At 61.2% G+C, this 25994-nt stretch carries 20 protein-coding genes; 6 read left to right on the forward strand and 14 right to left on the reverse strand.

Going from position 1 to position 25994, the window contains the following annotated elements; all coding sequences use genetic code 11:
- Positions 1–57 precede the first annotated feature (57 nt).
- The 8 genes from EDC30_RS10940 to EDC30_RS10975 form a co-directional block, all read right to left on the reverse strand.
- Positions 58–477: a GreA/GreB family elongation factor gene (locus EDC30_RS10940; RefSeq protein ID WP_132258879.1), complete on the reverse strand. Its 420-nt coding sequence runs from the start codon at positions 475–477 to the stop codon at positions 58–60.
- A 429-nt stretch (positions 478–906) separates the two neighbouring features.
- Positions 907–2259 carry an NADP-specific glutamate dehydrogenase gene (gene gdhA / locus EDC30_RS10945; protein WP_132258880.1) on the reverse strand — a complete coding sequence of 451 codons (1353 nt, stop codon included), beginning with the start codon at positions 2257–2259 and terminating at the stop codon, positions 907–909.
- A gap of 237 nt (positions 2260–2496) precedes the next feature.
- A complete protein-coding gene (mnhG, locus tag EDC30_RS10950; RefSeq protein WP_132258881.1) occupies positions 2497–2862 on the reverse strand; it encodes a monovalent cation/H(+) antiporter subunit G in 366 nt (121 codons plus the stop codon).
- Positions 2859–3140: a K+/H+ antiporter subunit F gene (locus tag EDC30_RS10955; protein WP_132258882.1), complete on the reverse strand. Its 282-nt coding sequence runs from the start codon at positions 3138–3140 to the stop codon at positions 2859–2861. Before EDC30_RS10955 ends, mnhG begins: the two co-directional genes overlap by 4 nt.
- Complete coding sequence (locus EDC30_RS10960; protein ID WP_132258883.1) at positions 3137–3622, reverse strand: Na+/H+ antiporter subunit E; 486 nt, start codon at positions 3620–3622, stop codon at positions 3137–3139. The genes EDC30_RS10955 and EDC30_RS10960 overlap by 4 nt, the downstream gene beginning before the upstream one ends.
- Positions 3619–5256 (reverse strand): monovalent cation/H+ antiporter subunit D, encoded by a 1638-nt coding sequence (locus EDC30_RS10965; RefSeq protein ID WP_132258884.1) that lies wholly within the window; start codon positions 5254–5256, stop codon positions 3619–3621. Before EDC30_RS10965 ends, EDC30_RS10960 begins: the two co-directional genes overlap by 4 nt.
- Positions 5253–5597 carry a Na+/H+ antiporter subunit C gene (locus EDC30_RS10970; protein WP_132258885.1) on the reverse strand — a complete coding sequence of 115 codons (345 nt, stop codon included), beginning with the start codon at positions 5595–5597 and terminating at the stop codon, positions 5253–5255. The genes EDC30_RS10965 and EDC30_RS10970 overlap by 4 nt, the downstream gene beginning before the upstream one ends.
- Positions 5597–8542 carry a monovalent cation/H+ antiporter subunit A gene (locus EDC30_RS10975; RefSeq protein ID WP_132258886.1) on the reverse strand — a complete coding sequence of 982 codons (2946 nt, stop codon included), beginning with the start codon at positions 8540–8542 and terminating at the stop codon, positions 5597–5599. The genes EDC30_RS10970 and EDC30_RS10975 overlap by 1 nt, the downstream gene beginning before the upstream one ends.
- 436 nt (positions 8543–8978) lie before the next feature.
- Between EDC30_RS10975 and EDC30_RS10980 the strand changes: the two genes are divergently transcribed.
- Complete coding sequence (locus tag EDC30_RS10980; RefSeq protein ID WP_207907260.1) at positions 8979–11729, forward strand: cation-transporting P-type ATPase; 2751 nt, start codon at positions 8979–8981, stop codon at positions 11727–11729.
- 126 nt (positions 11730–11855) lie between these two features.
- Here the strand turns inward: EDC30_RS10980 and EDC30_RS10985 are convergent, their stop codons facing one another.
- Complete coding sequence (locus EDC30_RS10985) at positions 11856–13289, reverse strand: DHA2 family efflux MFS transporter permease subunit (protein WP_132258887.1); 1434 nt, start codon at positions 13287–13289, stop codon at positions 11856–11858.
- Positions 13290–13345: 56 nt separating this feature from the next.
- On the opposite strand from EDC30_RS10985, the gene EDC30_RS10990 reads away from it, so the two are divergent.
- Complete coding sequence (locus EDC30_RS10990) at positions 13346–13789, forward strand: MarR family winged helix-turn-helix transcriptional regulator (RefSeq protein WP_165973792.1); 444 nt, start codon at positions 13346–13348, stop codon at positions 13787–13789.
- A 275-nt stretch (positions 13790–14064) separates the two neighbouring features.
- On the forward strand, positions 14065–15057 hold the full coding sequence (locus EDC30_RS10995; protein WP_243656733.1) for a phospholipase A: 993 nt from the start codon (positions 14065–14067) through the stop codon (positions 15055–15057).
- A gap of 58 nt (positions 15058–15115) precedes the next feature.
- On the opposite strand, the gene mltB is transcribed toward EDC30_RS10995, so the two are convergent.
- From mltB to EDC30_RS11015, 4 genes are read right to left on the reverse strand one after another with little or no spacing between them, the layout of a single operon-like run.
- Positions 15116–16261: a lytic murein transglycosylase B gene (mltB, locus tag EDC30_RS11000; protein WP_424446913.1), complete on the reverse strand. Its 1146-nt coding sequence runs from the start codon at positions 16259–16261 to the stop codon at positions 15116–15118.
- On the reverse strand, positions 16252–18309 hold the full coding sequence (locus EDC30_RS11005; RefSeq protein ID WP_132258891.1) for a transglutaminase TgpA family protein: 2058 nt from the start codon (positions 18307–18309) through the stop codon (positions 16252–16254). Before EDC30_RS11005 ends, mltB begins: the two co-directional genes overlap by 10 nt.
- Complete coding sequence (locus tag EDC30_RS11010) at positions 18306–19325, reverse strand: DUF58 domain-containing protein (protein WP_132258892.1); 1020 nt, start codon at positions 19323–19325, stop codon at positions 18306–18308. Before EDC30_RS11010 ends, EDC30_RS11005 begins: the two co-directional genes overlap by 4 nt.
- A 19-nt stretch (positions 19326–19344) precedes the next feature.
- On the reverse strand, positions 19345–20265 hold the full coding sequence (locus EDC30_RS11015) for an AAA family ATPase (protein WP_132258893.1): 921 nt from the start codon (positions 20263–20265) through the stop codon (positions 19345–19347).
- Between the two features lie 212 nt (positions 20266–20477).
- On the opposite strand from EDC30_RS11015, the gene EDC30_RS11020 reads away from it, so the two are divergent.
- The 3 genes from EDC30_RS11020 (at position 20478) to ylqF (ending at position 24150) form a co-directional block, all read left to right on the forward strand.
- The gene (locus EDC30_RS11020) at positions 20478–21410 is read left to right on the forward strand and encodes a histone deacetylase family protein (protein ID WP_132258894.1); all 933 of its coding nucleotides are present in this window, start codon (positions 20478–20480) and stop codon (positions 21408–21410) included.
- Positions 21411–21463: 53 nt separating this feature from the next.
- A complete protein-coding gene (locus tag EDC30_RS11025) occupies positions 21464–23101 on the forward strand; it encodes an acyl-CoA synthetase (RefSeq protein WP_132258895.1) in 1638 nt (545 codons plus the stop codon).
- A gap of 131 nt (positions 23102–23232) precedes the next feature.
- Positions 23233–24150 (forward strand): ribosome biogenesis GTPase YlqF, encoded by a 918-nt coding sequence (ylqF, locus tag EDC30_RS11030; RefSeq protein ID WP_132258896.1) that lies wholly within the window; start codon positions 23233–23235, stop codon positions 24148–24150.
- A gap of 158 nt (positions 24151–24308) precedes the next feature.
- Here ylqF and groL read toward each other — a convergent pair whose 3' ends face one another.
- Positions 24309–25964 (reverse strand): chaperonin GroEL, encoded by a 1656-nt coding sequence (gene groL / locus EDC30_RS11035; protein ID WP_132258897.1) that lies wholly within the window; start codon positions 25962–25964, stop codon positions 24309–24311.
- Between the last annotated feature and the right edge of the window lie 30 nt (positions 25965–25994).

Below are 25994 nucleotides of genomic sequence, written 5' to 3' on the forward strand. Positions count from 1 at the left end.
CGGAGCGCTGCGCAATGCCGCCGGCGTGGCGATGTGGATGGTGTCTCGGCGCTGGAGTCAGGCAGCAGGAACCGCGGCAGTAGAGGTGCTCAGCGCCTCGATGCCGATGATTTTGATGGTTTCAGTCTGGCCGAACGGCAGTCGGACTTCCACCGTGCTGTTGATCTTCCTGCCGATGAGCGCCAAGCCGATGGGGGACAGTATGGAGATCTGCGCCAGCGTCTGATTGGCATCCTCCGGACTGACGATCACGACGGTGAACGTTTCTCCACTGCCGACCTTGCTGCAGGTGACTTCGGAAAAAAGACTGACATGGTCCGGCTTTGTCACCGTGGCCGGCAAGAGAATGGAACTGGAGATGAGATCTACCAGTTCTTCGCCGGCATTGAATTTCAATTCCCTTACGCGCAGCATTTGTTCGGCGAGGCGTCCCAGGATGGCGGCATCGTATTGAGTCAGGTAGCGTTCGAATTTCATGGCAAAGAGTCTCCCTGGCCATGACCTTGTGGAAGGTCGGCCTGCAATGTAACAAGGTAAAGGCGAATGCCGACGTGGCGTTCGCGATGCTAATTTGTCAGGAGGTGGCTCGGTGAGTGGGGCGCAGGGGCAGCTGGAAAGCCGCTCTGTGCACACTCGCCGAGCCTAAGAGAGGCAGGCGAGCGCCTTGGTAGAAATATGAACGCGGCGCGTCGTGATCACAAAACGCGCGCGCAAGCCTTTCCTGTTCGTCGCCGAACATGCGCAAGTCGAAAATGTGAATGGCTTGTTCACGATTGCTGGAAAGGCCGGTTGGAATAATGTTGCCAGTATAGAGAATTGCCGTTTCTGGTCAACCTGTCATCCTTCCGGAAAATGGAAGGAAATGTTCGGGAAGCTCGAAGACGGCAATACTCGACGACAGCAGTCTTACACGACGCCCTGGTCGATCATGGCATCGGCAACCTTGCGGAAGCCGGCGATGTTCGCGCCCAGCACCAGGTTGCCCGGCTGGCCGAATTCCTTGGCGGTTTCGCTGGCGCTCTGGTAGATGTTTTTCATGATGCGGTGCAGCTTGGCATCGACTTCCTCGAAGGTCCATTGCTGCATGCTGGCGTTCTGCGCCATTTCCAGCTGGCTGGTGGCCACGCCGCCAGCGTTGGCTGCCTTGCCCGGACCGTAGCAGATGCCCGCTTCGATGAACTTGTCCACGGCCGCTGCGGTCGAGGGCATGTTGGCGCCTTCGGAAACGACGAAACAGCCGTTCTTCAGCAGTTCGGCGGCGTCGGCTTCGTTGAGTTCGTTCTGCGTCGCGCTCGGGAAGGCGGCATCGCAAGGCACCGACCACACGGCGTTGCGGCCGGCGGGGTAATCCTTCACCGAGATGTACTTGGCATCTGGATGGTGCTTGACGTATTCCGACAGCGAGGCGAATTCGACTTCCTTGAGACGCTTGAGGGTTTCCAGATTGATGCCGGCAGCGTGATGGATCATGCCGCGCGAATCGCTGACCGTCACCGCCTTGGCGCCCACTTCCTGCAGCTTTTCGATGGTGTAGATGGCGACGTTGCCGGCGCCGGACACCGTGCAGACCTTGCCTTCGAGCGTCTCGCCGCGCGCGGCCAGCATGTTTTGCGCAAAATAGACCGAGCCGTAGCCGGTGGCTTCCTTGCGCGCCAGCGAACCGCCCCAGGGGATTTTCTTGCCGGTGAGGACGCCGTCATAGCTGGCGGTCAGGCGTTTGTACTGGCCGTACATGAAGCCGATTTCGCGCGCGCCCACGCCGATGTCGCCGGCCGGCACGTCGATGGTCGGGCCGATGTGGCGGTACAGTTCGTTCATGAACGACTGGCAGAAGCGCATGATTTCATTGTCCGACTTGCCCTTGGGGTCGAAGTCGCTGCCGCCCTTGGCGCCGCCGATGGCCAGGCCAGTCAGGGAATTCTTGAAGATCTGCTCGAAGCCGAGGAACTTGATAATGCCGGCGTAGACGCTGGGGTGAAAGCGGATGCCGCCCTTGTAGGGGCCAAGGGCCGAGTTGAACTGGATGCGGTAACCTTTGTTGACCTGGACCTGGCCCTTGTCGTCGATCCACGCGACGCGGAACATGATCTGGCGCTCGGGTTCGACGATGCGGTCGATGATGTTGTGCTTCTTGTATTTTGGATCCTGGTCGAGCAGGGGGCGCAGGGACATCAGCACTTCCTCGACAGCCTGGTAGTACTCGGTCTGGGCGGGCGAACTGCGTTTCAGTTTGGCGATGGTGTCGGCGACGTAAGGCAAAACTATTCTCCTGAAGTATGGATGAATGATGGCGAGGTCTCGTGGACCTGGCTGGACCAATCTGGGGAATTTGACAAGACAAGTGAGCCCTTATTTGGGGCACATTGAAATGAACAGATTTTGCGGAATTTTACGCCAAAATGACGAATTAATGCACCATCCTGGTGCGCACGATGTCGTGCTTTTATCCGTGTGCGGGTTTCAGCGCCAGGAGTCGGCGCCGCATGAACAGCAAAATCAGGCTGAATCTCGAGCGGACTGCGGAGGTTCGGCGAGCGGCGACTCGCTGGCCAGCATGGTCTTGCGGTAGATCCCCGCCTGCATGAGCAGGATGGTCGATACCGGTGAAGTCGTCACCATCAGGACCGCAATCAGGATTTCCTGCAAGACGATACGCTGGCCGTGCACGCCGGCGGCGATCAGGGATGCGACCAGCACGCAGGCGAGTCCCATGGAATTGCCGAGCGTGGGCGCGTGCATGCGCGAATGGAAGTCAGGCAGCCGTAGCAGGCCGGCGCAGCCGATCAGCGCGAGGATGCTGCCGGCGACCAGCAATACGGCGATCAGCAGCTCGGCCCAGAAGGGAAAGACGACAGTGGTCATGGTTCGATCACCTCGCCGCGCAAGAGGAATTTCGCCAGGGCGGCCGTGCCGACGAAGCCGAACAGTGCGATCAGCAGGGCAATGTCAAAGTACACGCGGGTGCCGTAGCGGATGCCGAGCGTCAGCATGATCAGCATGCCATTGACGTAAAGCGCGTCGAGCGCAAGCACGCGATCCTGCGCCGCCGGTCCCCGCAGCATGCGCAGTCCGGCGCAGCACATGGCCAGCGCGAAACCGAATAGGGCAATCGACGTTGCCCAGTAGAGCAAGGTATTCATTCGAAGATCTCCATCAGGGGGCGCTCGTAATGCAGCTTGATTGTGTCGATCCATTCCTGCTCGTCCTGCAGGTCCAGCACATGCAGCCTCAGCGTCGAGCCGTCCGGCGACAGGCCGGCCCATACGGTGCCCGGCGTGGCAGTGATGATGCAGGCCAGCGCGGCCAGGCCGTGCGGATCGCGCAGATCGAGCGGAATATCCATGAAGCCGGCATAGGAGCGGCGTTCTGTATTGCCCAGAATGACGCTGGCCACGGCGATATTGGAGCGCAGGATGTCTTTGAATACCGTGCGCATCAGCATCAGGATCGCCAGCGGGCGGCGCGCCCGGCCGCGCAGAGGGCGCATCGATGCTGTCAGCAGCGGCAAGCCGATGGCGAGCACGAGTCCCAGCAGGGCATGGCCTGCCGAGAATGAATCGTTCAGCAATAGCCACAGCGCCAACAGGATTGCCGCCAGGCGCGGCTCGGCGGCATGCTTCATGGCGCACCTCCCGTACCCGGCATGCCGGCGGAGGCCGATGGCAGCACGGCATGAATATACGTTTGCGGCGCATACAGCATCTCGCCGGTGGCTTGCAGGTAGCGGACCGCCGGGTCTGCCACCAGTGCCAGCAATACCGACAACAGCAGAAGCAGCGCCACCGGCCCGGCTTCGATGACCCGCAGGCGAGGCTTGCTGCGTTCCTGCGTGCCCCAGAACAGACGGCTTCCCATGCGGGCCAGCGCAATGATTCCAGCCAGTCCCGAGCCCAGCACGGCTACCAGCAGCACCCATGAGAGCACGGGTGGGGCTTTACCCGGCGTCATCTCAAGCGCGGCGGAAAGCATCCAGAACTTGGCGACAAATCCCGACAAAGGCGGCATGCCTGTCACCAGCAGGGCGCAGCAGGCAAAGCCGAATCCGAGGAACGCCATGGCAGCGGGAATGATGACGCCGACCACGTCGTCGGGCCTGTCGGAAAACACGGGGTCTTCCACGCCGAAGGATTCCATCGTGATGGCCAGCACGTTGGCGCCGTAGGATTGGCTGCGCTCGATCATTTCGCACAGCATGAAAAAGGCGCCCGTCGCCAACACCGAGCTGACAAGGTAATACAAGGTCGCCCCGGTCATGGTCGGACCGCCGATGCCGAAACCGGCGAGCAGCGTGCCGGCCGAAACGATGACGCAATACGAGACCAGGCGCTGCGGCTTTTGCTCGTTGAGCATGGCCATCGAGCCGAACAACAGGGTAGCCAGGCCAATCCAGAACAGCCACGGGCCATTGAATGGCGCCGGCCCGCCTGCAGCCGAAAACAGCATGGTCAGGCGCAGCAGCGCATACACGCCGACCTTGGTCATGATCGAAAATACTGCAGCCACGGGTGCGGCGGCGGAGCCATAGGCATTCGTCAGCCAGAAGTTGAGCGGCCAGGCGCCAGCCTTGAGCAGGAAGGCCACGCCGAGAATGGCGCATCCGGCGTTCAGCAGGGTGCGCTCGCCACCCGCCAGCGACGGCAGGCGCGCCGCCAGGTCAGCCATGTTGAGCGTGCCCGCGGAACCATAGATCAAGGCTGCACCGATCAGGAACACCAGTGAACCGGCCAGGTTGATGGCGATGTAATGAAGCCCGGCGCGCACGCGTGACGTGCCCGAACCGTGCAGCACCAGGCCGTAGGAGGCTGCCAGCAGCACTTCGAAGAAGACGAACAGGTTGAACAGGTCGCCGGTCAGGAAGGCGCCGTTCAGGCCCATGAGAAGGAACTGGAACAGCGGATGGAAATGCGCGCCCATGTGGTCCCAGCGCGCCAGCGAGTACACCAGCGAAGCCAGCGCCAGAATGGCGGACAGGCTCAGCATGACCGCAGAGAGCCGGTCGGCAACCAGCACGATGCCGAAGGGCGCCTTCCATGCGCCCAGCTCATAGACGGCAATGCCGTGCGGCCAGTATGCCGGCAAGGCGCCGTTGGCCATCGCCAGGAGCGCCAGGGCGCTCGCTACCTGCAGCAGTAGTGACAGAAGCGGCAGGACGATGCGCGTGCGGCGCCAGCTGTCCCGCACCAGCAGCATTAACGCACCGGTCAGGAGAGGCAGGATGATCGGCAGGATCGGCAATTGCAAGATCAGGGCATTCATTGATCCGGCTCCTCGCCATCGACATGGTCGGTGCCTGTCAGTCCGCGTGAACCCAGCAGCACGACCAGGAACAGTGCGGTCGTGGCAAAGCCGATCACGATGGCGGTCAGCACCAGCGCCTGCGGCACCGGGTCGGCATAACGCGCCGGATCAGCGCCCAATTGCGAATCGATGATCGGCGCCTTGCCGACCGCCAGCCGCCCCATGCCGAAAATGAACAGGTTGACGGCATAGCCAAGCAGGGAGAGGCCCATGATCAGCTGAAAGGTGCGTGGGCGCAGCAGCAGCCACACGCCGGAGCCGGCCAGGATGCCTACCGCCACGGCATAAATGATTTCCATTAGTGGTCCTCCGGGGTGGATTCGGCCGGGAGATTGGCGAAAGGCTGCATCGTCATGCCGGCCATTCGGGCGGCTGCCGGCAGCCGATGGCGACGGCGCAGGGACTGGTGCGCCAGCGCCACCAGGATCAGTGCGGCGGCGCCGATCACCAGCAGATAGACGCCAAGGTCGAACAGCAGTACCGTGGACAGATGCATTTCACCCAGAATCGGCAGCGTTCCATGCCAAGCCAGCGCCGACAGGAAGGGCCGGGTCGCCAGCCATGCCGACATGCCGGCGCCCGCCGAACACAACAATCCGCAGGCAATCCAGTAGTGCGGCCGCAAACGGGTACGTGACTCGGCCCAGATGGTGCCGCCGGCCAGGTATTGCAGGATCATGGCAGTTGCCATGATCAAGCCGCCGACAAAGCCGCCGCCAGGCAGGTTATGTCCGCGCAAAAGGTAGAACAGCGAAATCATCCCGGCAACCGGCAACAGCAGGCGCACCAGCAGTGCCGGCAGCATCATGGTGCCGGCGGGAAGCGGCGCCCGCGGGTCGGCTGCGCTGGCAACGGCGCCAGCCTCGCGCTGCTGGCGCGGCTTCGCCAGGCTTTCCTCCGCCGGGCGGAAGCGCCGCAGCAGCGCATAGACCGTCAATGCCACGATGCCCAGCACGGTGATCTCGCCCATGGTATCGAAGCCGCGGAAATCGACCAGGATGACATTGATGACGTTGTTGCCGCCGCCCAGCGGCAGCGAATTCTCGATGAAATAGGAAGAGATGCCGGCGCCGGGCTCCCTGCGCAGCACGGTAAAGGTCAGTGCGGCAAAACCCAGTCCGGCGCAACTGGCGAGGATCACGTCGCGCAAGCGGCGGCCGCGCGTGCGCAGGCTTGGGGCGATATCGGCGCTTTCCTCGATTTTGCGCCGTGGCAGCCAGCGCAAGCCCAGTAATATCAGCACGACCGTCACTACTTCGACTGCCAGCTGTGTCAGCGCCAGGTCGGGCGCGGAGAACCAGGCGAAGGTCAGCGTAGTGGCAAGTCCGGCGACCCCGGCCATGATCAGTGCCGCCAGGCGATGATATTTGGCTTGAATCGCCGTGCCGATGGCGCAAGCGCCGCCTACCAGCCAGACCAGGGCGAAGGCCGGATCGAGGGTGGTCAATGGCATGTTGGCTTCGGGGAGACCATGCTGTCGCAACGCCCATGCCGCCGAACCGGCGATGGCGGCCAGCAGCAGGGCAAGCTGGGTCTGCAGGCGGGCCGACGACAGCAGCGTGGTCAAACCTCTCGCGATATCGATGGCGCGTTGCACTGTCGATTCGTAGATGTGCTTGCCATCCAGGTGGTATCCGGGCACGACCGCCGCGGCCAGCCGGCGCAAGTGCAGGCGCAAACCGTAATAGATGACGATGCCGCCCGCCAGCGCCAGCACGCTCATGGCAAGTGGAAGATTGAAGCCGTGCCAGACTGCCAGGTCATGAGCCGGTGTATTAGCCCCGAGCACTGCCTTGGCTGCTGTATCCAGGAAAGGGCCGATGGTCTGCTGCGGGAAAATGCCGACCACCAGGCAAGCCAGCACCAGCAGTGCGCTGGGCAGCAGCATCCATGGCGGCGGTTCATGCGGCGCGCGCGGCAAGTCTGTCGCCGGCGGGCCGAAAAATACCTGCAGGATGAAGCGCAGCGAATAGGCGACGCTGAACATGGAGGCGACCACGGCGACGGCCGGCAAACCGATTTGCGTCAACCTGCTGCCGCTTACGAATACGGTTTCCGTAAAAAACATTTCCTTGGAAATGAAGCCGTTCAGCAGCGGCACGCCTGCCATCGCCGCCGCCGCCACCGTGGCGAGTGTGGCGGTAATCGGCATGGCATAGCGCAGCCCGGACAAGCGGCGTAGATCCCGTGTGCCGGTTTCATGATCGACGATGCCGGCCGCCATGAAGAGCGAAGCCTTGAAAGTGGCGTGGTTGGCGATATGGAAGATCGCCGCCAGCAGCCCCAGATTACTGTTCATGCCGAGCAGTAATGTGATCAGGCCGAGATGGCTGATGGTCGAGTAGGCCAGCACGCCTTTCATGTCTTTCTGGAACATCGCCGCATAGGCGCCCAGTACCAGCGAACCCAGGCCGGCGCCGCCGATCAGCCAGAACCAGGCTTCCGTGCCGGCGAGGACGGGCCACAGGCGCACCAGCAGGAACACGCCGGTCTTCACCATGGTGGCCGAATGCAGATAAGCCGACACCGGCGTGGGCGCCGCCATCGCGTGCGGCAGCCAGAAGTGGAATGGCGTCTGCGCGCTCTTGGTCAGCGTGCCCAGGCCCACCAGCAGCAGAATCGCCAGGTACCAGGGGTCGTTGCGCAGCATGTCGCCCGAGGCCAGCACGGCATCGAGGTCATAGCTGCCGACGACGCGGCCGATCAGCAGCACGCCGGCCAGCAGGCATAGTCCGCCCATGGCGGTGACAGTCAACGCCATGCGCGCGCCGCGGCGGGCGTCGACCCGGTGATGCCAGTAGCCGATCAGCAGGAAGGAAGCCAGGCTGGTCAATTCCCAGAACAGGACCATCTGCACGAGATTTCCCGATAGGACGACCCCGAGCATGGCGCCCATGAAGGACAGCAAAAACGAGAAAAAGCGCGGCACCGGGTCTTTGGGCGACATGTAATAGCGCGCATACAGCACCACGAGCGCGCCCATCGCGCTCACCAGCATGGCAAAGAGCCAGGCATAGCCATCCATGCGCAGGCTGAATTCGAGGCCAAGGGCCGGCGCCCATTTGAATGTGGCGCGGATGATCTCGCCGGAGGCGACGCGCGGATACAGGCTGGCGATGAGCACGCAGCAACCGAGCGCGAAGGCTCCTGCCACCCACGATTCGGGGTTGCGCTGACGGCGCGGCATCAGACCTGCTAGCACGCTGCCGACAAACGGCAGGGCGATGATCCAGACAAGCGGCATGAGTGGGGCAATCCTTTCCTTGAGACTACGGGCGTGTTGCCGAACTAATGGGGCATTGGGTATGGCAAGTGAGCGGCATATGCGGACATGCCTGGGGCCAGACTATCTTGCGCTATCCCTAAATGTTAACAGACCTTGAACAAATGCGGGGGAATTGATTGCCGTATGCCATAGCTGGAACGTGGGTGCAGCAGGCTTTTCCAGGATGGTAGTCTTGCTGATGCCGACCGCCGTGGATGCATGTTGTTCTTGCAGGGGGCGAAAGGCCGGTAGCGCCGCGATCCCGGTTGCGCGTAATCTTTTCGAACGTGCTGAGCAGGCTCAAGAGCAAGCAGCCGCGACTGGAGGTACAACATAGGCAGCCGGGCAGCCCTCGGTCTTGATTGTTCATGTTTTGGTTGGAAGTGTCGAAGATGCAGATTGCAGGAGGAATCACATGCACAGTAAAGAAAACAATGCAATGAAGATTCCCGCGTGGCATGCCATGGAAGCGGATGTGGTGGCCGCCCGGCTGGCTACCGATCCACATGCCGGCCTTGATGAAGAAGATGCAAGGCGTCGCCTCGAGCGCTACGGCCTCAACCGCTTGCCGCCATCGCGCCGGCGCCCCTGGTGGCTGCGAGTCTTGCTGCAATTTCATAACGTGCTGATTTACGTGATGCTTGCCGCAGCCTTGATTACCGCATCGCTGGGTCATGGGGTAGACACCGGCGTGCTGATCGCTGCCGTGCTGGTCAATGCCTGCATCGGTTTTGTCGAGGAAGGCAAAGCCGAACAGTCGCTTGATGCGATACGTAACATGTTAAGCCTCAGGGCCGCAGTGGTTCGCGGCGGGAAGCGTCTTGACCTTGCCTCCGAAGAGCTGGTGCCGGGCGACCTGGTCTTTCTGGCTTCCGGTGACAAGGTGCCAGCCGACATGCGTATTGTCGGCGGCAAGAATCCCCGCGTAAACGAAGCGGCGCTGACGGGCGAATCCAATGTCGTGGAAAAAACCGTGGCTCCCGTGGCGGAAAACGCGGTACTGGGCGATCGCACCTGCATGCTGTATTCGGGCACCTTGCTGGCTTCCGGTCAGGCCCTTGCGCTGGTGACGGCGACCGGCAGCCAGGCCGAGATTGGCCGCATCGGCACCATGCTGGGACAGGTGCATGGCATTAGCACGCCATTGTTGCGCCAGATGGGTAAGTTCAGCCGCTGGCTGGCGGCTGCCATCCTGCTCATGTCCGGGCTGACTTATCTGGTCGGGGTGTTTTGGCGCGGCCATGCTCCCTCAGACATGTTCATGATGGTCGTGGCGCTCGCTGCTTCAGCCATTCCGGAAGGCTTGCCTGCCATTATGACGATCACGCTCGCGCTGGGTGTCAGGAGAATGGCAGCGCACAATGCCATCATCCGCCAACTGCCCGCTGTCGAAGCGCTGGGTTCCGTTACCGTGGTTTGCACCGACAAGACCGGCACGCTGACCCGCAATGAGATGACCGTGCAGCGGTTAGTCACCGCGCAAAGAATATTCGAAGTCACCGGAGTGGGTTACGCTCCGGTCGGGGAGATCCGCGCGGTGGATGTGCCGGCAGTGGAGGAGGACAAGCCGCTCGTGCAGGAACTGGCGCGCGCGGCCCTGCTATGCAACGATGCCGAACTGCGGCAGCATGGCGGCGACTGGCTGCTGCAGGGAGATCCGACCGAAGGCGCGCTGCTGACGCTGGCGATGAAGGCCGGCCTGGATCCGGCGCGGGAAACCGGCATGTGGCCGCGCATGGACGTGATTCCCTTCGAGTCCGAGTATCGGCTGATGGCGACTTTGCACCATGGCAGTGCGGGGCATGGCCGCATTTACGTCAAGGGCGCGCCGGAGCGCATATTCGAGATGTGCGACCGGCAGGACGATGGCAGTGTTCTTGATGCCGATTACTGGCGGCGCGCGGCGGCAGATTGTGCCGCGCGCGGATTGCGGCTGCTGGCGCTGGCCGCCAGGGATGTCGACGTCGCGCAGCGCAAGGTGCAGTTTGCCGACCTGGAGGGCGGTTTCACTCTGCTGGCGCTGGTAGGGATCATCGACCCGCCGCGCGAAGAGGCGACGGCGGCAGTGGCTGACTGCGCCGGCGCCGGGATCCGCGTCAAGATGATTACCGGCGACCACGTCGACACGGCGCGGGCGATCGGCGCGCAGATGGGTATCGGGCGCAACCAGCCGGCGCTGACCGGCGCCGAAATCGAGCTCATGGACGATGCGCAATTGCGCAAGGTTGCTCCCCACATCGACGTGTTCGCCCGCGCCAGCCCCGAGCACAAATTGCGCCTGGTGCAGGCCTTGCAGGCCCAGGGCGATGTGGTGGCCATGACGGGCGATGGCGTCAACGATGCGCCGGCGCTCAAACGTGCCGATGTCGGCGTGGCGATGGGCTTGAAGGGCACTGAAGCTGCCAAGGAAGCGGCCGACATGGTGCTGGCGGACGATAATTTCGCCACCATCAGCAACGCCGTGCGCGAAGGGCGCGGCATCTACGACAATATCCAGAAGTTTGTTCTGTTCATGCTGCCAACCAATGGCGGCGAGGGGCTGGTGGTCGTGGCGGCCATCCTGTTCGAGCTGGTATTGCCGCTGACGCCGGTCCAGGTATTGTGGGTCAACATGGTAACGTCCGGTACGCTTGGGCTGGCGCTGGCCTTCGAGCGCCCGGAGGACGACGTCATGCGAAGGCATCCGCGCGATCCTGAAGCGCCCTTGCTGTCCTGGCTTTTTGTCTGGCGGGTAGTGATGGTTTCCATGCTGATGATGGCTGGCGCCCTCGGCCTGTTTTTGTGGGAATTGAATAGAGGCGCCGCGCTGGAAACCGCGCGCACCATGGCAGTGAGCGCCGTGGTTGCCGCGGAAATGTTTTACCTGGTCAGCAGCCGCTACATTTATCGTTCGGTGCTGTCACGGGAAGGGCTGTTCGGCAACCGCTACCTGCTGTATGCGCTGGCCGCATGCGCGCTCTTTCAGGGGGCTTACGTCTATTGGGCGCCGCTGCAGGGCGTATTCGATTCCACGCCGCTCCGTGCAGGCGAGTGGCTGCGCGTGCTGCTTGGCGGTTTTCTTCTTTTTATTTTCGCTGAACTGGAAAAGGCCGGGATCGCTTACTGGCGGCGCACACGGGGCGCGATTTTCACCTCGTATCAAGGTCCGCCTGCCAGCATGGCATGAAAATTTATGGCTGCTCAGCAGCTATGAGAACTTTAGCCAAACCAGGGTTCAAGGCATCCTGACCACGGCAACTGTTATCGCGCTGATGGTTGTTCGAGCAAGATGTTCATTGAACCCTGATTTTACTCACGGCACTCCAAGCATCCGGTTCTGTTTCATGAAATATGCGGCAATGATCGCCAATAAGAAAAATCCGGCGACCAGCATAAAACTTTCCGCATAAGCGCTGAACACGCCGCCGCTCACCCCTTCGTATGCTGCTTCCCGCCACGACACGAATGCCGCGGACACCGCCACGCCCATGACGCCGCCCAGTTGGCGAACGTAGCTGACCACCACCGATGATTGGCCGATCTGCTCCGGCTTGAGCGGCCTGAGCGTCGCGATGCTGAGCGCCGGGAGAATGAATCCCAGTCCGATGCGTCCGAGGATCGCTCCGCCGACAACTTCGGGATACGTGATGTGGGCGGCCACAATCGCAAAAAATGCAAACGATAGAAAGAACATCGTCAGTCCGGCGATCGTCACGAGCAAAGGTGAATGCCGGTCTGCCATGCGGCCAGCCAGCGGAATGGTGACGGCCAATACCAGCCCTGAAGGCAAGAGCGCCAGCCCCGCGGCGGTAGCGGAAAGGTGCATGGCATGCTGCAGGAATACCGGGATCAGGTAGGTGGAGGCATAGAGGCCGAAGCCGTAAGCGAACGTCACCAGGGTGCCCATGGTGAAAATTCGTTCGGCAAAGGGACTCAGGCTGATGATCGGGTGTTCCGTTCGCTTTGCGTGGAAAATGAAGCCGGTCAGCGTCAGTATGGCGACCGCAAACAGGATGAGAGTCCAGCTTGAAGTCAGTCCGCTGTGTTGAAGGCTGGCCACTGCTTCCACGATTGCCAGGGAAACGACTGTCAGCATGGCCAGGCCGATCCAGTCGAAACGACGATGCGTGTTTTCACGCGGCAGCGGCAACAGGTAGAAACCCATGACGGCGGCAGCCACGCAGGCGGGAAGATTCATCAGGAAGATCGCCGGCCAGCCGAAGCGGTCGAGCAGCATGCCGCCGAACGTCGGGGCCATGGCGGGCGCCAGGATGATGCCGAAGCCGAGTATGCCTGTGGCGCGTCCTTGCTCTTCCACCGGAAACAGGCGCATGACGGCAATCGTCGTCAGCGGCTGCAGCACGCCCGCCGTCGCGCCCTGCAGGATACGCAAGGCAACCACGAGCGTGAAATTGGTGGCAAATGCACCAGCCAGGCCGGAGGCCGCCAGCACGGCAATGGCGCCAAGAAACAGCTTGCGGGCGCCGAGATGGTCGAGCAGCCAGGAGGTCGGTAACATGCCGACCGTCATCGCCGCCATGAACCCGGTAATGGTCCACTGGACTTGCGTCTGACCGACGTTGAAGTGTTTCATCAGGGAAGGAACGGCGACGGTGAAGCTGGTCGAGGCAAGCAGGCTGGATACGGCGCCAAGGCCTAGCACCAGCAGCACCAGCCAGCGGTAGCGGTGCGCGCCATATCTCTGCGACAGGGCGTCAAATGACGACGCACGAGGAGAAAAATCCATGAAAAATGTTCTGGTGCCAAAGCTATAATATTAGCTCCTAAATGATTAGGCATCAAATGAAATCCCGAGCAAATGAACAGTTTGCCTTTTTGCTATCGCGCTGCTCCATCTTGTGGAGAACGCGCGTGGATGAGCGCTTGCGGCCCTGGGGCATGACCCATTCATCGTGGCGCATTTTGCGCGTGCTGACTGTTTCCGGCCAGCGTCATCATCAGACCAGCCTGGCAAAGGAAATCGGCGTGGAAACACCCACGCTGGTTGGCATTCTCGATCGAATGGAAAAAATGCAATGGGTCAGGCGGGAACCCGATCTTCATGATCGCCGCGTGAAAAATGTCGAGGTCACGGAGGAAGGCGTGGCGATCTGCCGGCAGCTGGAGGGCGAAGTCGAGGCGGTCCGCAAACAGATGCTTGTCCATCTTTCCAGGGAAGAGGTGCAGACCGGAATCGCGCTGCTCGACAAGATCCTGAGGAGCGGCGATCACGCAGACGGCTCGTAGGACGATCGATTTTTCTGGCCGACATGCTGAAGCCAGCCGAAAATCCTGCAAGAGAGGCGAAGAGAGTTGCTATATCGCCTGAATCAAAAGCTCGCGGCTTGAAATCGCTATCCTCTTTTTATTTCTCCCTGATTTGACTCCCTGGCTTTCTTCAAGGCCGACCGGGTATTTTTATTCACGAAAGGATGGGCTTGCATTTGCGGCTGCAGTCCATGGCGACAATGGCAAGTAACAAAGCGAAACGAAGTCTTTCCTGTCATTTTGCAGTTTTGTTTTTGTTGGGCGCCGACGCCGCACTGGCAATGGAAATGCCGGCTGGGATGGAGCAATGTGCTGCAATTCATGCCGACCAAGAGCGTTTGGCATGTTATGACCGGGTTGTCAGCGGCACCAGAGAGAAGCAGCAGGAACAGGCCAGCAGCGCGCTTCCACCTCAGCAAACGGCGGACGCCGCGCCAATGCAGCATGCGGCTACCAACGCCTCGCTGCTGACGCGCCATTGGGAACTGGATTCCGCGAATAAGCAGGGAATCTTTACATTCCGTCCGCATCGCGAAAATTACCTGATGGGGACGTACAATTCCACGCCCAACAGCGCGCCTTATCGCCCGTTTCGGCCACTTAATCCGGACGCGAAATTGTCCCATGGCGAATTGGCTTTCCAGCTTGGCTTCAAGATGAAAGTGCTGGAAAACCCTTCCAACATTCCGCTGGATGTATGGTTCGGCTACACGCAGCGCAGTTTCTGGCAGGCCGGAAACCGGGAAGCGTCCAGCCCTTTCAGGGAAACCAATTACCAGCCTGAGCTGATGGCAGTCATGCCGACGAATCTCAACCTTCTAGGCTTGCGGATGCGCTTTGTCAATCTCGGCGTCGACCACCAGTCAAACGGCCAGACATCGACGCTTTCACGCAGCTGGAACCGCGTGTACGCCCAGGCCGGATTCGAACGCGGCAACTTCACGCTGCTGGCGCGAGTCTGGAAGCGATTGCATGAAAGCGCCAATGATGACGATAACCCGGACATCATCAGGTACATGGGAAGAGGGGATGTGAAAGCCGCCTATCAATGGAATGGGCATGAATTTTCATTGCTAACCCGATACAACTTCCAGAGCGACAAGGGAGCGGCGCAACTTGGCTGGGCCTTTCCCCTTGTTTCCAACCTGAAGGGATACGTGCAGTATTTTACGGGGTATGGATACAGCCTGATCGACTATGATGCGTATCAGCGCGTGCTCGGGCTGGGCTTGCTGGTCGCTTTCTGATTAACGATGGCAGGTTGCCGGCGGCGTCTTTTCCACAATGACGTCAATGCACATCACCTCAATTGCCGCGTGCAGCCTTCACCGCGCGCCCCAGTTCCACCACCGACATGGCATAGAAGAAGCTGCGGTTATATTTTGTAATCGCGAAAAAATTGGCGGCGCCGAGCCAGTATTCGGTGGCCTCGGTACCGTTTTGCAAATCAACTAGGCCATACGGCAAGTGATTCGGCGCTTCGCCATTGGAGGCAATCCCGGCGGCACGCATGTCTTCCAGTGAGTACTTGGCTTCCAGGCTTTGGCCGATGAATGCTTCCCAGCGATTGTCGGGCACGCCATCGCTGTTACGGGTCGTGACGGTAGCCGGGAAAACAATCGGCTGGCCGCTTTGCCAGCCATGCTGCACCAGGAAGTTGGCAACGCTGCCGATGGCATCGACCGGTGAATTGCGCAAGTCGATCTTGCCGTCGCCATCGAAATCGACGGCGAAATTGCGGATGCTGCCCGGCATAAACTGAGGCAAGCCAATCGCGCCTGCATACGAACCCAGCAGTGTGAAAGGATCGACGCCAAGATCCCGCGCATACAGCAGCGTATGTTCCAGCTGGTCGCGGAAAAACTTCATGCGGGCATCGCGATTGGGCGTATCGGGATAATCAAAGCCCAGCGTGGTCAGCGTATCCAGCACGCGGAAATTGCCGGTATTACGGCCATAGATGGTTTCCACGCCAATGATGCCGACGATGATTTCAGCAGGCACGCCATAGGTCTGTTCGGCGCGTTCGAGCGCTTGCGCATGCTGGTTCCAGAAGTTCGCCCCGGCCTGGATGCGGATCGGCTCGATGAAGCGGCTGCGATAGGCGCGCCAGTTTTTCGGTTTTCCCGGTGGCGCCGGTTTGACCAGCTGAATGGCGCTTTCGACGTGCTTGGTTTCGCGGAAAAGCGTCTCCAGCGCCTTGCGGTCGAAGCCATGGCGCTCGACCATGGTGTCGATGAAAGCAGCCACTTCCTTCCATTGGCCAAAGTTGGCAAATTCGCCTGGCTGCGGTTCCTGCTGCAGGGAGACCTTGCGCAGCTTGGACTTGGCTGCAGACTGCTTGCTGACGACAGCATCGCGTGCCAGCACGGGCATGGTCAGGCTGACGGCGAGCGCAAGGAACAAAGGGCGCACGGCGCGCCGGGACAGCTTGGAAAATTTCATCGGCATTGCTTCAACAATAACTTCAGGCGGGCGAGATATGCAGTGGCAGAGAAGTCGCTAACCGTACCATATTGTGCATCCTCGTAACACATGAGGAAGCGCTCAGCCGCGATTTTTTTATCGTCGGAAAGCCCGGACCGGCTTTGCATGATGCGCTGGCGATACGTTCGTGGTCCTTCATGCAAGTCACGCGGCAAGCCCTTGCGCGCCATGGCTTGGCAAAAGCGCAAATAGATCGCCTGAATGGGATCGATTTTGCGGCGGTCGAGCAGCAGCGGCCATGCCAGCAGGGCCAGGACCGTGGCGCCGCCGCCCAGCAGCATGGCAAGAGTCCGCCAGTCTGGCGTGCTGAAGCCGAGCGATTGCAGCAGGCTCTTTTGCTTGTCGGGCGAATAATTCAACACCCACTGGTTCCAGCCATTGTTGATGGCATCCCAGTTGAAACGCAACGACGCCAGCCACGAGCGGGCAATCGGGTTCAGTTCAATGACGCCGGCCAGGTTCAGGCCACGCTGAGGCAAGGTGCGGGCGAGGTTGCGCTCGATGCGGTCTGGCGCCACAGCGGCAGTCGGATCCACGCGCAGCCAGCCGCGGCCTGCAATCCAGATTTCCGCCCAGGCATGGGCATCGGACTGGCGCACGGTCATGAAGCCGTCGATCGGATTGATTTCGCCGCCCTGGTATCCCGTCACGACACGCGCCGGCACGCCGGCAGCGCGCATGAGAATGACAAAGGCGCTGGAATAATGTTCGCAAAAACCGGCGCGGGTGCCAAAGAGGAACTCGTCCACGGCATGGCGCCCGAGCGGTGGCGGTTCCAGCGTATAGCTGAATTGCTGTTCGCGGAAATAGCGCAGCACGCTATTCGCCAGCTGCAAGTCATCGGCGCTGGTGCGCCGCAAGGCAGCGGCAAATTGCAGCGTCGCCGGGTTATAACCAGGCGGGAGCGCCAGCCATTGGTAAAGGGCGCTGCGCGGGACATCAGGCTGCAGCGCGAAATCGATATGTGAAATGGCGGTGTAGCGGATGCGGTCATGGATGGATTGCTCCGCCACCAGCTCGCCATTGGGCCGTACCACCGCCGGCAGTCCGGGCATAAGCGGCGCGGATTGCGGCAGTTCGAGCGCAAACAGCCAGCGCTTGCCGTGCGGCTCCAGTGTCACCTGATGGCGCAATGCCGGCCCCTGCACGCGCAGCGGGACCGATGTGGAAGCTGTCGGCAATTGTTCGATGCGGGAAGCTTGCCGGGTCCAGTTGCGGCCATCGTAATTGTCCAGCACGATGCCGCGCCAGTAAAGCTTCGACTGCGGCGGCGCCGGGTCCAGGAATTTGACGCGGAAAGCGACATCGCCGGACAAGGCGAGGTTGGCGATATTCCCCGGCGACATCGTATCGGACAAGCCGCTGCGGCCGCTTTGCGCATCGCTCGGCAAACCCCAGAGCGGCCCCTGGATGCGTGGGAACAGAAAGAACATCAATAACGTGAGCGGCGCGGCAAATCCGAGGATCTTCAAGGCCAGGCGCAGGCTTTGCAGCAATGGCGGTGTCGCACCCGTATATTGAAAGGAAAGCTGCGCGAGCAGAAGCGCCAGCGTGGAAAGCAGCGCCACCAGCGCCGCGCCCATGCCTTGCGAATAGAAGAATCCCGCCAGGATCAGGAAAAAGCCGAGAAACAGGACCACCAGCAGATCGCGCCGCGCATGCATTTCCAGCAGCTTGAACGCCAGCAGCAGCACTAGCGTGGCGACACCGGCTTCGCGACCGAGCAATGTCTTGAAGCTGACAAAGACGCCGATCAAGGTCATCAGGGCAAGGGGAAGCAGCACCCAGCGCGGCGGCAGGCGATGTCCCTGGAACGTGATCCAGGCGCGCCACAACAGCAGCGAGCCGGCAGTCAGCGCCGCCCATGGCGGCACCTCTGTCGCATGCGGCGCCAGCACCAGTGCGCAGGCGGCCAGCAGCAACAGGGTATCGCCCTTGTCGCGCGACAGGGGAGGGCGGGCTTGCCGGGCAAACGATGGGAACAAGGAAGAAAACAAGGCAGGTAACTTCATCGGGACTCCGCAATGCCGTACAAGGCCAGTTCCTGCAGACAGGCAGCTTGGTGTGCGGGGCCAAGCGATGCGTCACGGCTGACGGCGCCGATGCGGAAAGCATACGGCAAGCCGCGCGCTTCCGCTTCCAGTACCCAGCAAGTCATGCGGGATAGCCGCGTTTCCACGTCAAGTGATGTGGGCAGCAGCGCGAAATCCAGCGCCAGCTCGCTGGCGCCGCCTCCCTCGAAATGCTTGGCGACCAGCGCGCCGCCATGCTGGCTATCCATGCGCGCGATCTGCCGCCATGCCAGCTGGCGCAGCGAATCGCCGCTTTGATAGGCACGAATGCCGGCGAAATCGTCATGCCCTGCAGCGCCCGAACCATCGGCCTTGCCGCCTCCACCTGTCGGCAGCGGCGGCGCATCGGTTTCCGGACATGGATACACCAGCACCCGCAAGTCCGGTTGCCAATAGCTCCAGGCGCGCAGCAAGCCAAGCGGAAAGCGTGTTTCCAGCCGAACCCGCGGCGCCTGCAGCCAGCCGCGCCTGGCCGTGCCCAGTCCCAACGTTACGGTGCGCGTGATGCCGGCGGGAATATCGATTGCCTGCCGCACATCCGGCATGCCGGTATCGATGAATCCCAGCCAGATGGCATAGCGCTCGCGCTTGCTGCGGTTGCTGACATGGAGCTCGAACTGGGCTTCTTCGCCGGCATGCACTGGCCTGACGCGTCCGGGAGACAGATAGAGGTGCGCCAGGTTGCGGAAGGTGAGATGCATGTCCACCACGGCGCATGCCGCCAGCAGGAAGGTCAGGCCAAACCCGAGGCTCAGGTTGTAATTGATCGACGCGATGAACAGCACCACCAGCATGGCGCCGAATGCCATGCCCGCGCTGGTCGGCAGGATGAAGACGCGGCGCCGGTGCAGGTGGATTTCCCCTGCCTCTGGTGCGCCCAGGCGAAACAGCCAGCGTTCCAGGAGGCGGCGAAAGAATTGCCGCAGCGGGCGGTCTTTGGCGATGAATGAGGGCATCGGTGCCTGAGGCAACGGCTTAGACCGGCACCGATTGCATCAGCCGTGTCACCAGATCGCGGCTGGATAGCGTGGCGCTGCCCGCAGTCTTCAGCGGCCGCAGGCGATGAGCGGCAACCGGCACCAGGACTGCTTGCACATCTTCCGGGATCACGTGGTTGCGGCCTTCCAGGGCTGCCCAGGCGCGCGCAGCCTGCAACAGGGCCAGCGCCGCGCGCGGGCTCAATCCTTCCGCGAACATGCCATTCTGGCGCGAGGCCTGGGCCAGCGCCTGCACGTAATCGATCAATCCCGAAGAGGCATGGATTTTCCGCGCCTCCTGCTGCGCTTCTTCCAGTTCCGCCGGTTGCATCGCCGGCGCCAGCGACTTCAGCATGGCGCGCCGGTCTTCGCCCAGCAGTAATGCACGCTCGGCGGCCGTGTCGGGATAGCCGAGCGACAAACACATCAGGAAACGGTCCAGCTGCGACTCGGGCAACTGGAAGGTGCCGATCTGGTGCGTCGGGTTTTGCGTGGCGATCACGAAGAAGGGCGCCGGCAGGTTGCGCGTGACGCCATCGGCCGTGACCTGCCGCTCTTCCATGGCTTCCAGCAGGGCGGACTGGGTTTTCGGCGTGGCGCGGTTGATTTCATCGGCCAGCAATACCTGCGTGAAAATCGGCCCCGGGTGGAACAGGAAGGCATTCTTTTCTCGGTCGAAGATCGAAATGCCCGCCACATCCGCCGGCAGCAAGTCGCTGGTGAACTGGATGCGGTTGAACTTCAGCCCAAGTGAAATCGCCAGCGCGTGCGCCAGCGTAGTCTTGCCCACTCCCGGCACGTCTTCCAGCAGCAGGTGGCCGCCGGCCAGCAGGCAGACCAGCGCTTGCCGGACCTGCGTCTCTTTGCCGATGACAACCTGATTGACCTGTCTTGCAACCGCGTGAATTTTTTCGAACATGGAGCTTTCAGTTGAGAGAGAATGAGGGAGTCCGCCTCGGAAGGAACTTATTCTAGGGCAGCATTAACCAATAGCAAATATAAAAATGTGCAATGCAACACTAATAAATTAGCAAATAAGCGCATTAATGGGTAGACTTGCAAAAAATGACGCCAAAAAGGCGCGGCAAGAAACGCTGGCAGTGAAGCAGCGGGACAATGCGAGGATGACATATGAGAACCGGTTTTTTTACCCATGCCGATTGCAGCCGGCATGAAATGGGTGGGTGGCACCCGGAATGCCCGGAGCGCCTGCAGGCGATCCAGGATCAATTGATCGCCAGCCGGATCGATCCATTCCTCCAGCATCGCGAAGCCCCGCCCGCCAGCCTGGAAGACATCGGCCGGGTGCATACGCAGTCGGCGATTGCGCGCATACGCGACCATATACCTTCTCCCAGCGAACATTACTACAGCCTGGACGGCGATACCTTTCTCAATCCTTTCAGCTGGGATGCCGCGTTGCATGCCGCTGGCGCCGCAATTGCCGCCACCGATGCGGTAGTCAAGGGCGAGCTTGCCAATGCATTCTGTGCGGTGCGTCCGCCGGGGCACCATGCCACGCCGACGGAGTCGATGGGGTTTTGCCTCTTCAATAACGTCGCCATTGCCGCCCGTCGTGCGCTGGATGTGCATGGGCTGGAGCGCGTCGCCATCGTCGATTTCGATGTCCATCACGGTAACGGCACTGAAGCCGCATTCGTCGGCGAAGACCGTGTGCTGATGGTGAGCTTTTTTCAGCATCCTTTTTATCCGTACAGCGGCACCAGCGATATCGGCGCGCATGCCGTCAACGTGTCGGTGCCGGCCTACAGCGGCGGCGACCAGGTGCGCCAGCTGGTCACGCAAAACTGGCTGCCGGCGCTGCACGCGCACCGGCCGCAGATGATCTTCGTCTCTGCCGGTTTCGACGCGCACCGCGAAGATGACATGGGACAGCTCGGCCTGGTGGAAGCGGATTACGCCTGGCTGACGCAGCAGATCATGACGATCGCCGACCAGTATGCGCAAGGCCGCATCGTCAGCAGCCTGGAAGGCGGCTACAACCTGTCGGCGCTGGGACGAAGCGTGGCAGCCCATCTCAAGGTTTTGGCGGGACTGGATTGAAGGCACGGTACAGCGATTGCCGACATCAATAAATTCAATGCGAGGAGACACCCATGAATAAATTCGACATCGGCCTGGACAAGAATCCGGCCAACTACACGCCGCTCAGCCCGATTACCTTCATCGAGCGGGCAGCAGCCGTCTATCCGCAGCGGCTGGCAACCGTGCACGGCGCCATGCGCCTGACCTGGTCCGAGCAATACCGGCGCGTGCGCCAGTTGGCTTCGATGCTTGCCCGGAATGGAATCGGCAAGGGCGATACCGTGGCGGTCATGCTGCCCAACACGCCGCCGATGGTCGATGCGCATTTCGGCGTGCCGATGACCGGCGCCGTGCTCAATACGCTCAACACGCGTCTCGATGCCGAGAGTATCGCCTTCATGCTCAACCACGGCGAAGCCAAGGCCGTGATCGTCGACCGCGAATTTTCAGGCGTGATGCAGGCGGCGCTGGGGATGATCGGCCGCGACCTGCTGGTCATCGATGTCGACGATCCTGAATACACTGGTCCGGGCCAGCGCATCGGCAAGCTCGAATACAAACCCTTCATTGCCCAGGGCGATGCGGACTATCCCTGGCAGAATCCGGACGATGAATGGAATGCCATCGGCCTGAACTATACGTCGGGCACCACCGGCGACCCCAAGGGCGTGGTGGTGCACCATCGCGGCGCTTATCTCAACGCGGTGTCCAACATCATCACCTGGAGCATGCCGCGCCATCCGGTGTATTTGTGGACGCTGCCGCTGTTTCACTGCAATGGCTGGTGTTTCCCGTGGACGGTGGCGGCACAGGCCGGCGTCAACGTCTGCCTGCGCAAGGTCGAAGCCAAGGCAATCTGGGATGCCATCCGCGAACACAAGGTCACGCATTATTGCGGCGCGCCGATCGTGCATTCGCTGATCATCAATGCGCCGGCCGAGCTGCGCCAGGGCGTCGAACACAAGGTGTCCGCCATGGTGGCAGGCGCCGCACCGCCGGCGGCGATGATTCAGGGCATGGAGGAAATCGGCTTCGACCTGACGCACGTGTATGGCCTCACCGAAGTGTACGGCCCGGCGGCGGTGTGCGAAAAGCAGGAAGACTGGGCCAACAAGGATATCGGCGAACGGGCGCGACTGAACGCGCGCCAGGGCATCCGCTACGTGTTGCAGGATGCCGTCACCGTCCTCAACCCGGAGACCATGGAACAGGTGCCGGCCGATGGCGAAACCATCGGCGAGATCATGTTCCGCGGGAATATCACCATGAAGGGTTACCTGAAGAATGAAAAGACCACCCAGGCGGCGTTCGCCGGCGGCTGGTTCCATACCGGCGACCTCGGCGTGATCCACCCGGACGGCTACATCAAGATCAAGGACCGCAGCAAGGACATCATCATTTCCGGCGGCGAGAATATTTCCAGCGTCGAGGTCGAGGATGTGCTGTACCGTCATCCGGCCGTGCTGGTGGCGGCAGTGGTCGCCATGCCCAACGAGAAATGGGGCGAGACGCCTTGCGCTTTCGTCGAATTGAAGCCCGGCGCCCAGGTCACGGACCAGGAACTGGTTGCCCATTGCAAGGAGCACCTGGCCGGTTTCAAGGTGCCGCGCGCGGTGGTGTTCGATACCTTGCCCAAGACCGCCACTGGCAAGATCCAGAAATTCGAATTGCGCCAGCGTGCCGGGTCGGTGAAGGCGATCGACGTGTAACTTCGATATCTGGACGGGCGGCGGCTGGATGGCGAGGGTGCAGGGCAATGCATCGGCGTTCGCCTTGGCGTTCATGGGCATTCCGCCGCAAGCAGGTAGAATAGCGCCTCAGTTCATTTGCAAAGTTTCACATGTCCATACAATGGTTTCCCGGTCACATGAATTCGGCCCGCCGCCAGGCGGCCGAAACCATGGAAAAGACCGACATGGTGGTCGAGGTGCTCGACGCCCGGCTGCCGCAGGCCAGCTGCAATCCGATGATTGCGCAGTTGCGCGCGCAGCGCCAGCGTCCCTGCCTGAAAATCCTCAACAAGGCCGACCTGGCCGACCCCGCCGCGACGCAAGCCTGGCTGGATTTCTATAACGCGCAAAAGGATGTGCATGCGGTCGCGTTGAGCTGCAAGAAGCCGGCCGACGTGGCCAAGGTGCCCGGCTTATGCATCAAGGTCGCGCCGCATCGCGGCACGGCATTGAAGCCCCTGCGCGTCATGATCATGGGTATTCCCAACGTCGGCAAATCCACGCTGATGAATGCGCTGTTGAAGAAAAAGGTTGCCAAGGTCGGCGACGAGCCTGCCGTCACCAAGACGCAGCAGCGGCTGTACCTGGGTAATAACATCGTGCTGGTCGATACGCCTGGCATGCTGTGGCCGAAGATCGAGCATCCGACCGATGGCTTGATGCTGGCGGCCAGCCATGCGATCGGCAGCAATGCGCTGATCGAAGAGGAAGTCGCCGTCTTCCTGGCGGAAGTGCTGTTGCAGCGTTATCCGCAACTGCTGTCGGCGCGTTACGGTTTCTCGACCGAGGGCATGGATGGCGTTGGCGTTGTCGAAGGCGTGGCGAAGAAGCGCGCGTTTCGCCAAAAGGGCGGCGAACTGGATTTCGAAAAGGCGTCGCATACTTTCCTGCAGGATTACCGCAGCGGGGCGTTAGGCAGGATCAGCCTGGAAACGCCGGCAAGCCGCGCCGAGCTGCTGGCCAGTTATGCGCCGCCGCCTTCGCTGGGCCTGGCGCCTGAGTCGGAAGAAGAGGATGAAGAGTCCTGAGGTGGCGTGCTCTAAAGTCTATAGGCGCACGGCTTCAGACAGACATGCCATGCATTGACTACGGCTCATGAAACAGAAAAGCCTGCAAGGCGCAAACCTTGCAGGCTTTTTTATCGAGCAGGCAAGAGGATTGCGCCTCCTGCCGGGCCGAACAGCAATTACATCATGCCGCCCATGCCGCCCATGCCGCCCATACCGCCCATGCCTTCCATGCCGCCGCCAGCAGCCGGCTTGTCTTCCACCAGCTCGGAAACAGCGCAGTCGGTGGTCAGCATCAGGCCGGCGATCGAGGCCGCGTTCTGCAGAGCAGAGCGAGTCACCTTGGCCGGATCCAGCACGCCCATTTCCACCATGTCGCCGTAGGTGCCGTTGGCAGCGTTGTAACCGAAGTTACCGGTGCCTTCCAGAACCTTGTTGACGACGACGGAAGCTTCTTCACCGGCGTTGGTGACGATCATGCGCAGCGGCTCTTCGATAGCGCGCAGGACGATCTTGATGCCGGCTTCCTGGTCGGCGTTGTCGCCTTTCAGGTTTTGCACGTTGGCGCGGGCACGCAGCAGAGCTACGCCGCCGCCAGGAACGATGCCTTCTTCCACTGCAGCGCGGGTAGCGTGCAGGGCGTCTTCGACACGTGCCTTCTTCTCTTTCATTTCGACTTCGGTGGCAGCGCCAACCTTGATCACGGCAACACCGCCAGCCAGCTTGGCCACGCGCTCTTGCAGTTTTTCACGGTCGTAGTCGGAAGTGGCTTCTTCGATCTGCACGCGGATTTGCTTGACGCGGGCTTCGATCGCAGCAGCTTGACCAGCGCCGTCGATGACGGTGGTGTTTTCCTTGCCCACTTCAACGCGCTTGGCTTGGCCGAGGTCGTTCAGGGTGGCTTTTTCCAGGGTCAGGCCGACTTCTTCAGCGATCACTTGACCGCCGGTCAGGATAGCGATGTCTTCCAGCATGGCCTTGCGACGGTCGCCGAAGCCCGGAGCCTTGACAGCAACGGTCTTCAGGATACCGCGGATGTTGTTGACCACCAGGGTAGCCAGTGCTTCGCCTTCGATATCTTCAGCGATGATCAAGAGCGGACGGCCAGCCTTGGCGACTTGTTCCAGCACCGGCAACAGATCACGGATGTTCGAGATCTTCTTGTCGAACAGCAGGATGAACGGGTTTTCCAGGATCGCGGTCTGCTTTTCCGGATTGTTGATGAAGTACGGCGACAGGTAGCCGCGGTCGAATTGCATGCCTTCGACGATGTCGAGTTCATCGTTCAGCGACTTGCCGTCTTCCACGGTGATGACGCCTTCCTTGCCGACTTTTTCCATCGCTTCAGCGATACGCTCGCCGATCGAGTGATCGGAGTTGGCCGAGATCGAGCCGACCTGAGCGATTTCCTTGGAAGTGGTGCAGGGCTTGGCGATAGTCTTCAGTTGCTCGATGGTGGCGGTAACAGCCTTGTCGATACCGCGCTTCAGGTCCATCGGGTTCATGCCGGCGGCAACGTACTTCATGCCTTCGCGGACGATGGCTTGAGCCAGCACGGTTGCGGTGGTGGTACCGTCACCGGCGTTGTCCGAAGTCTTGGAAGCGACTTCCTTGACCATCTGCGCGCCCATGTTCATGAGCTTGTCTTTCAGTTCGATTTCCTTGGCAACGGAAACACCGTCCTTGGTGACGGTCGGGGCGCCGAAGGAGCGCTCCAGAACAACGTTGCGGCCTTTCGGACCCAGGGTGACTTTGACTGCGTTGGCGAGAATGTTCACGCCTTCGACCATCTTGGCACGGGCGGAATCGCCGAATACGACATCTTTAGCTGCCATGTTTGTTACTCCTTAACTCTAATAGGGGAT

Source organism: Paucimonas lemoignei, from assembly GCF_004342585.1.
Classification (GTDB): domain Bacteria; phylum Pseudomonadota; class Gammaproteobacteria; order Burkholderiales; family Burkholderiaceae_D; genus Paucimonas; species Paucimonas lemoignei.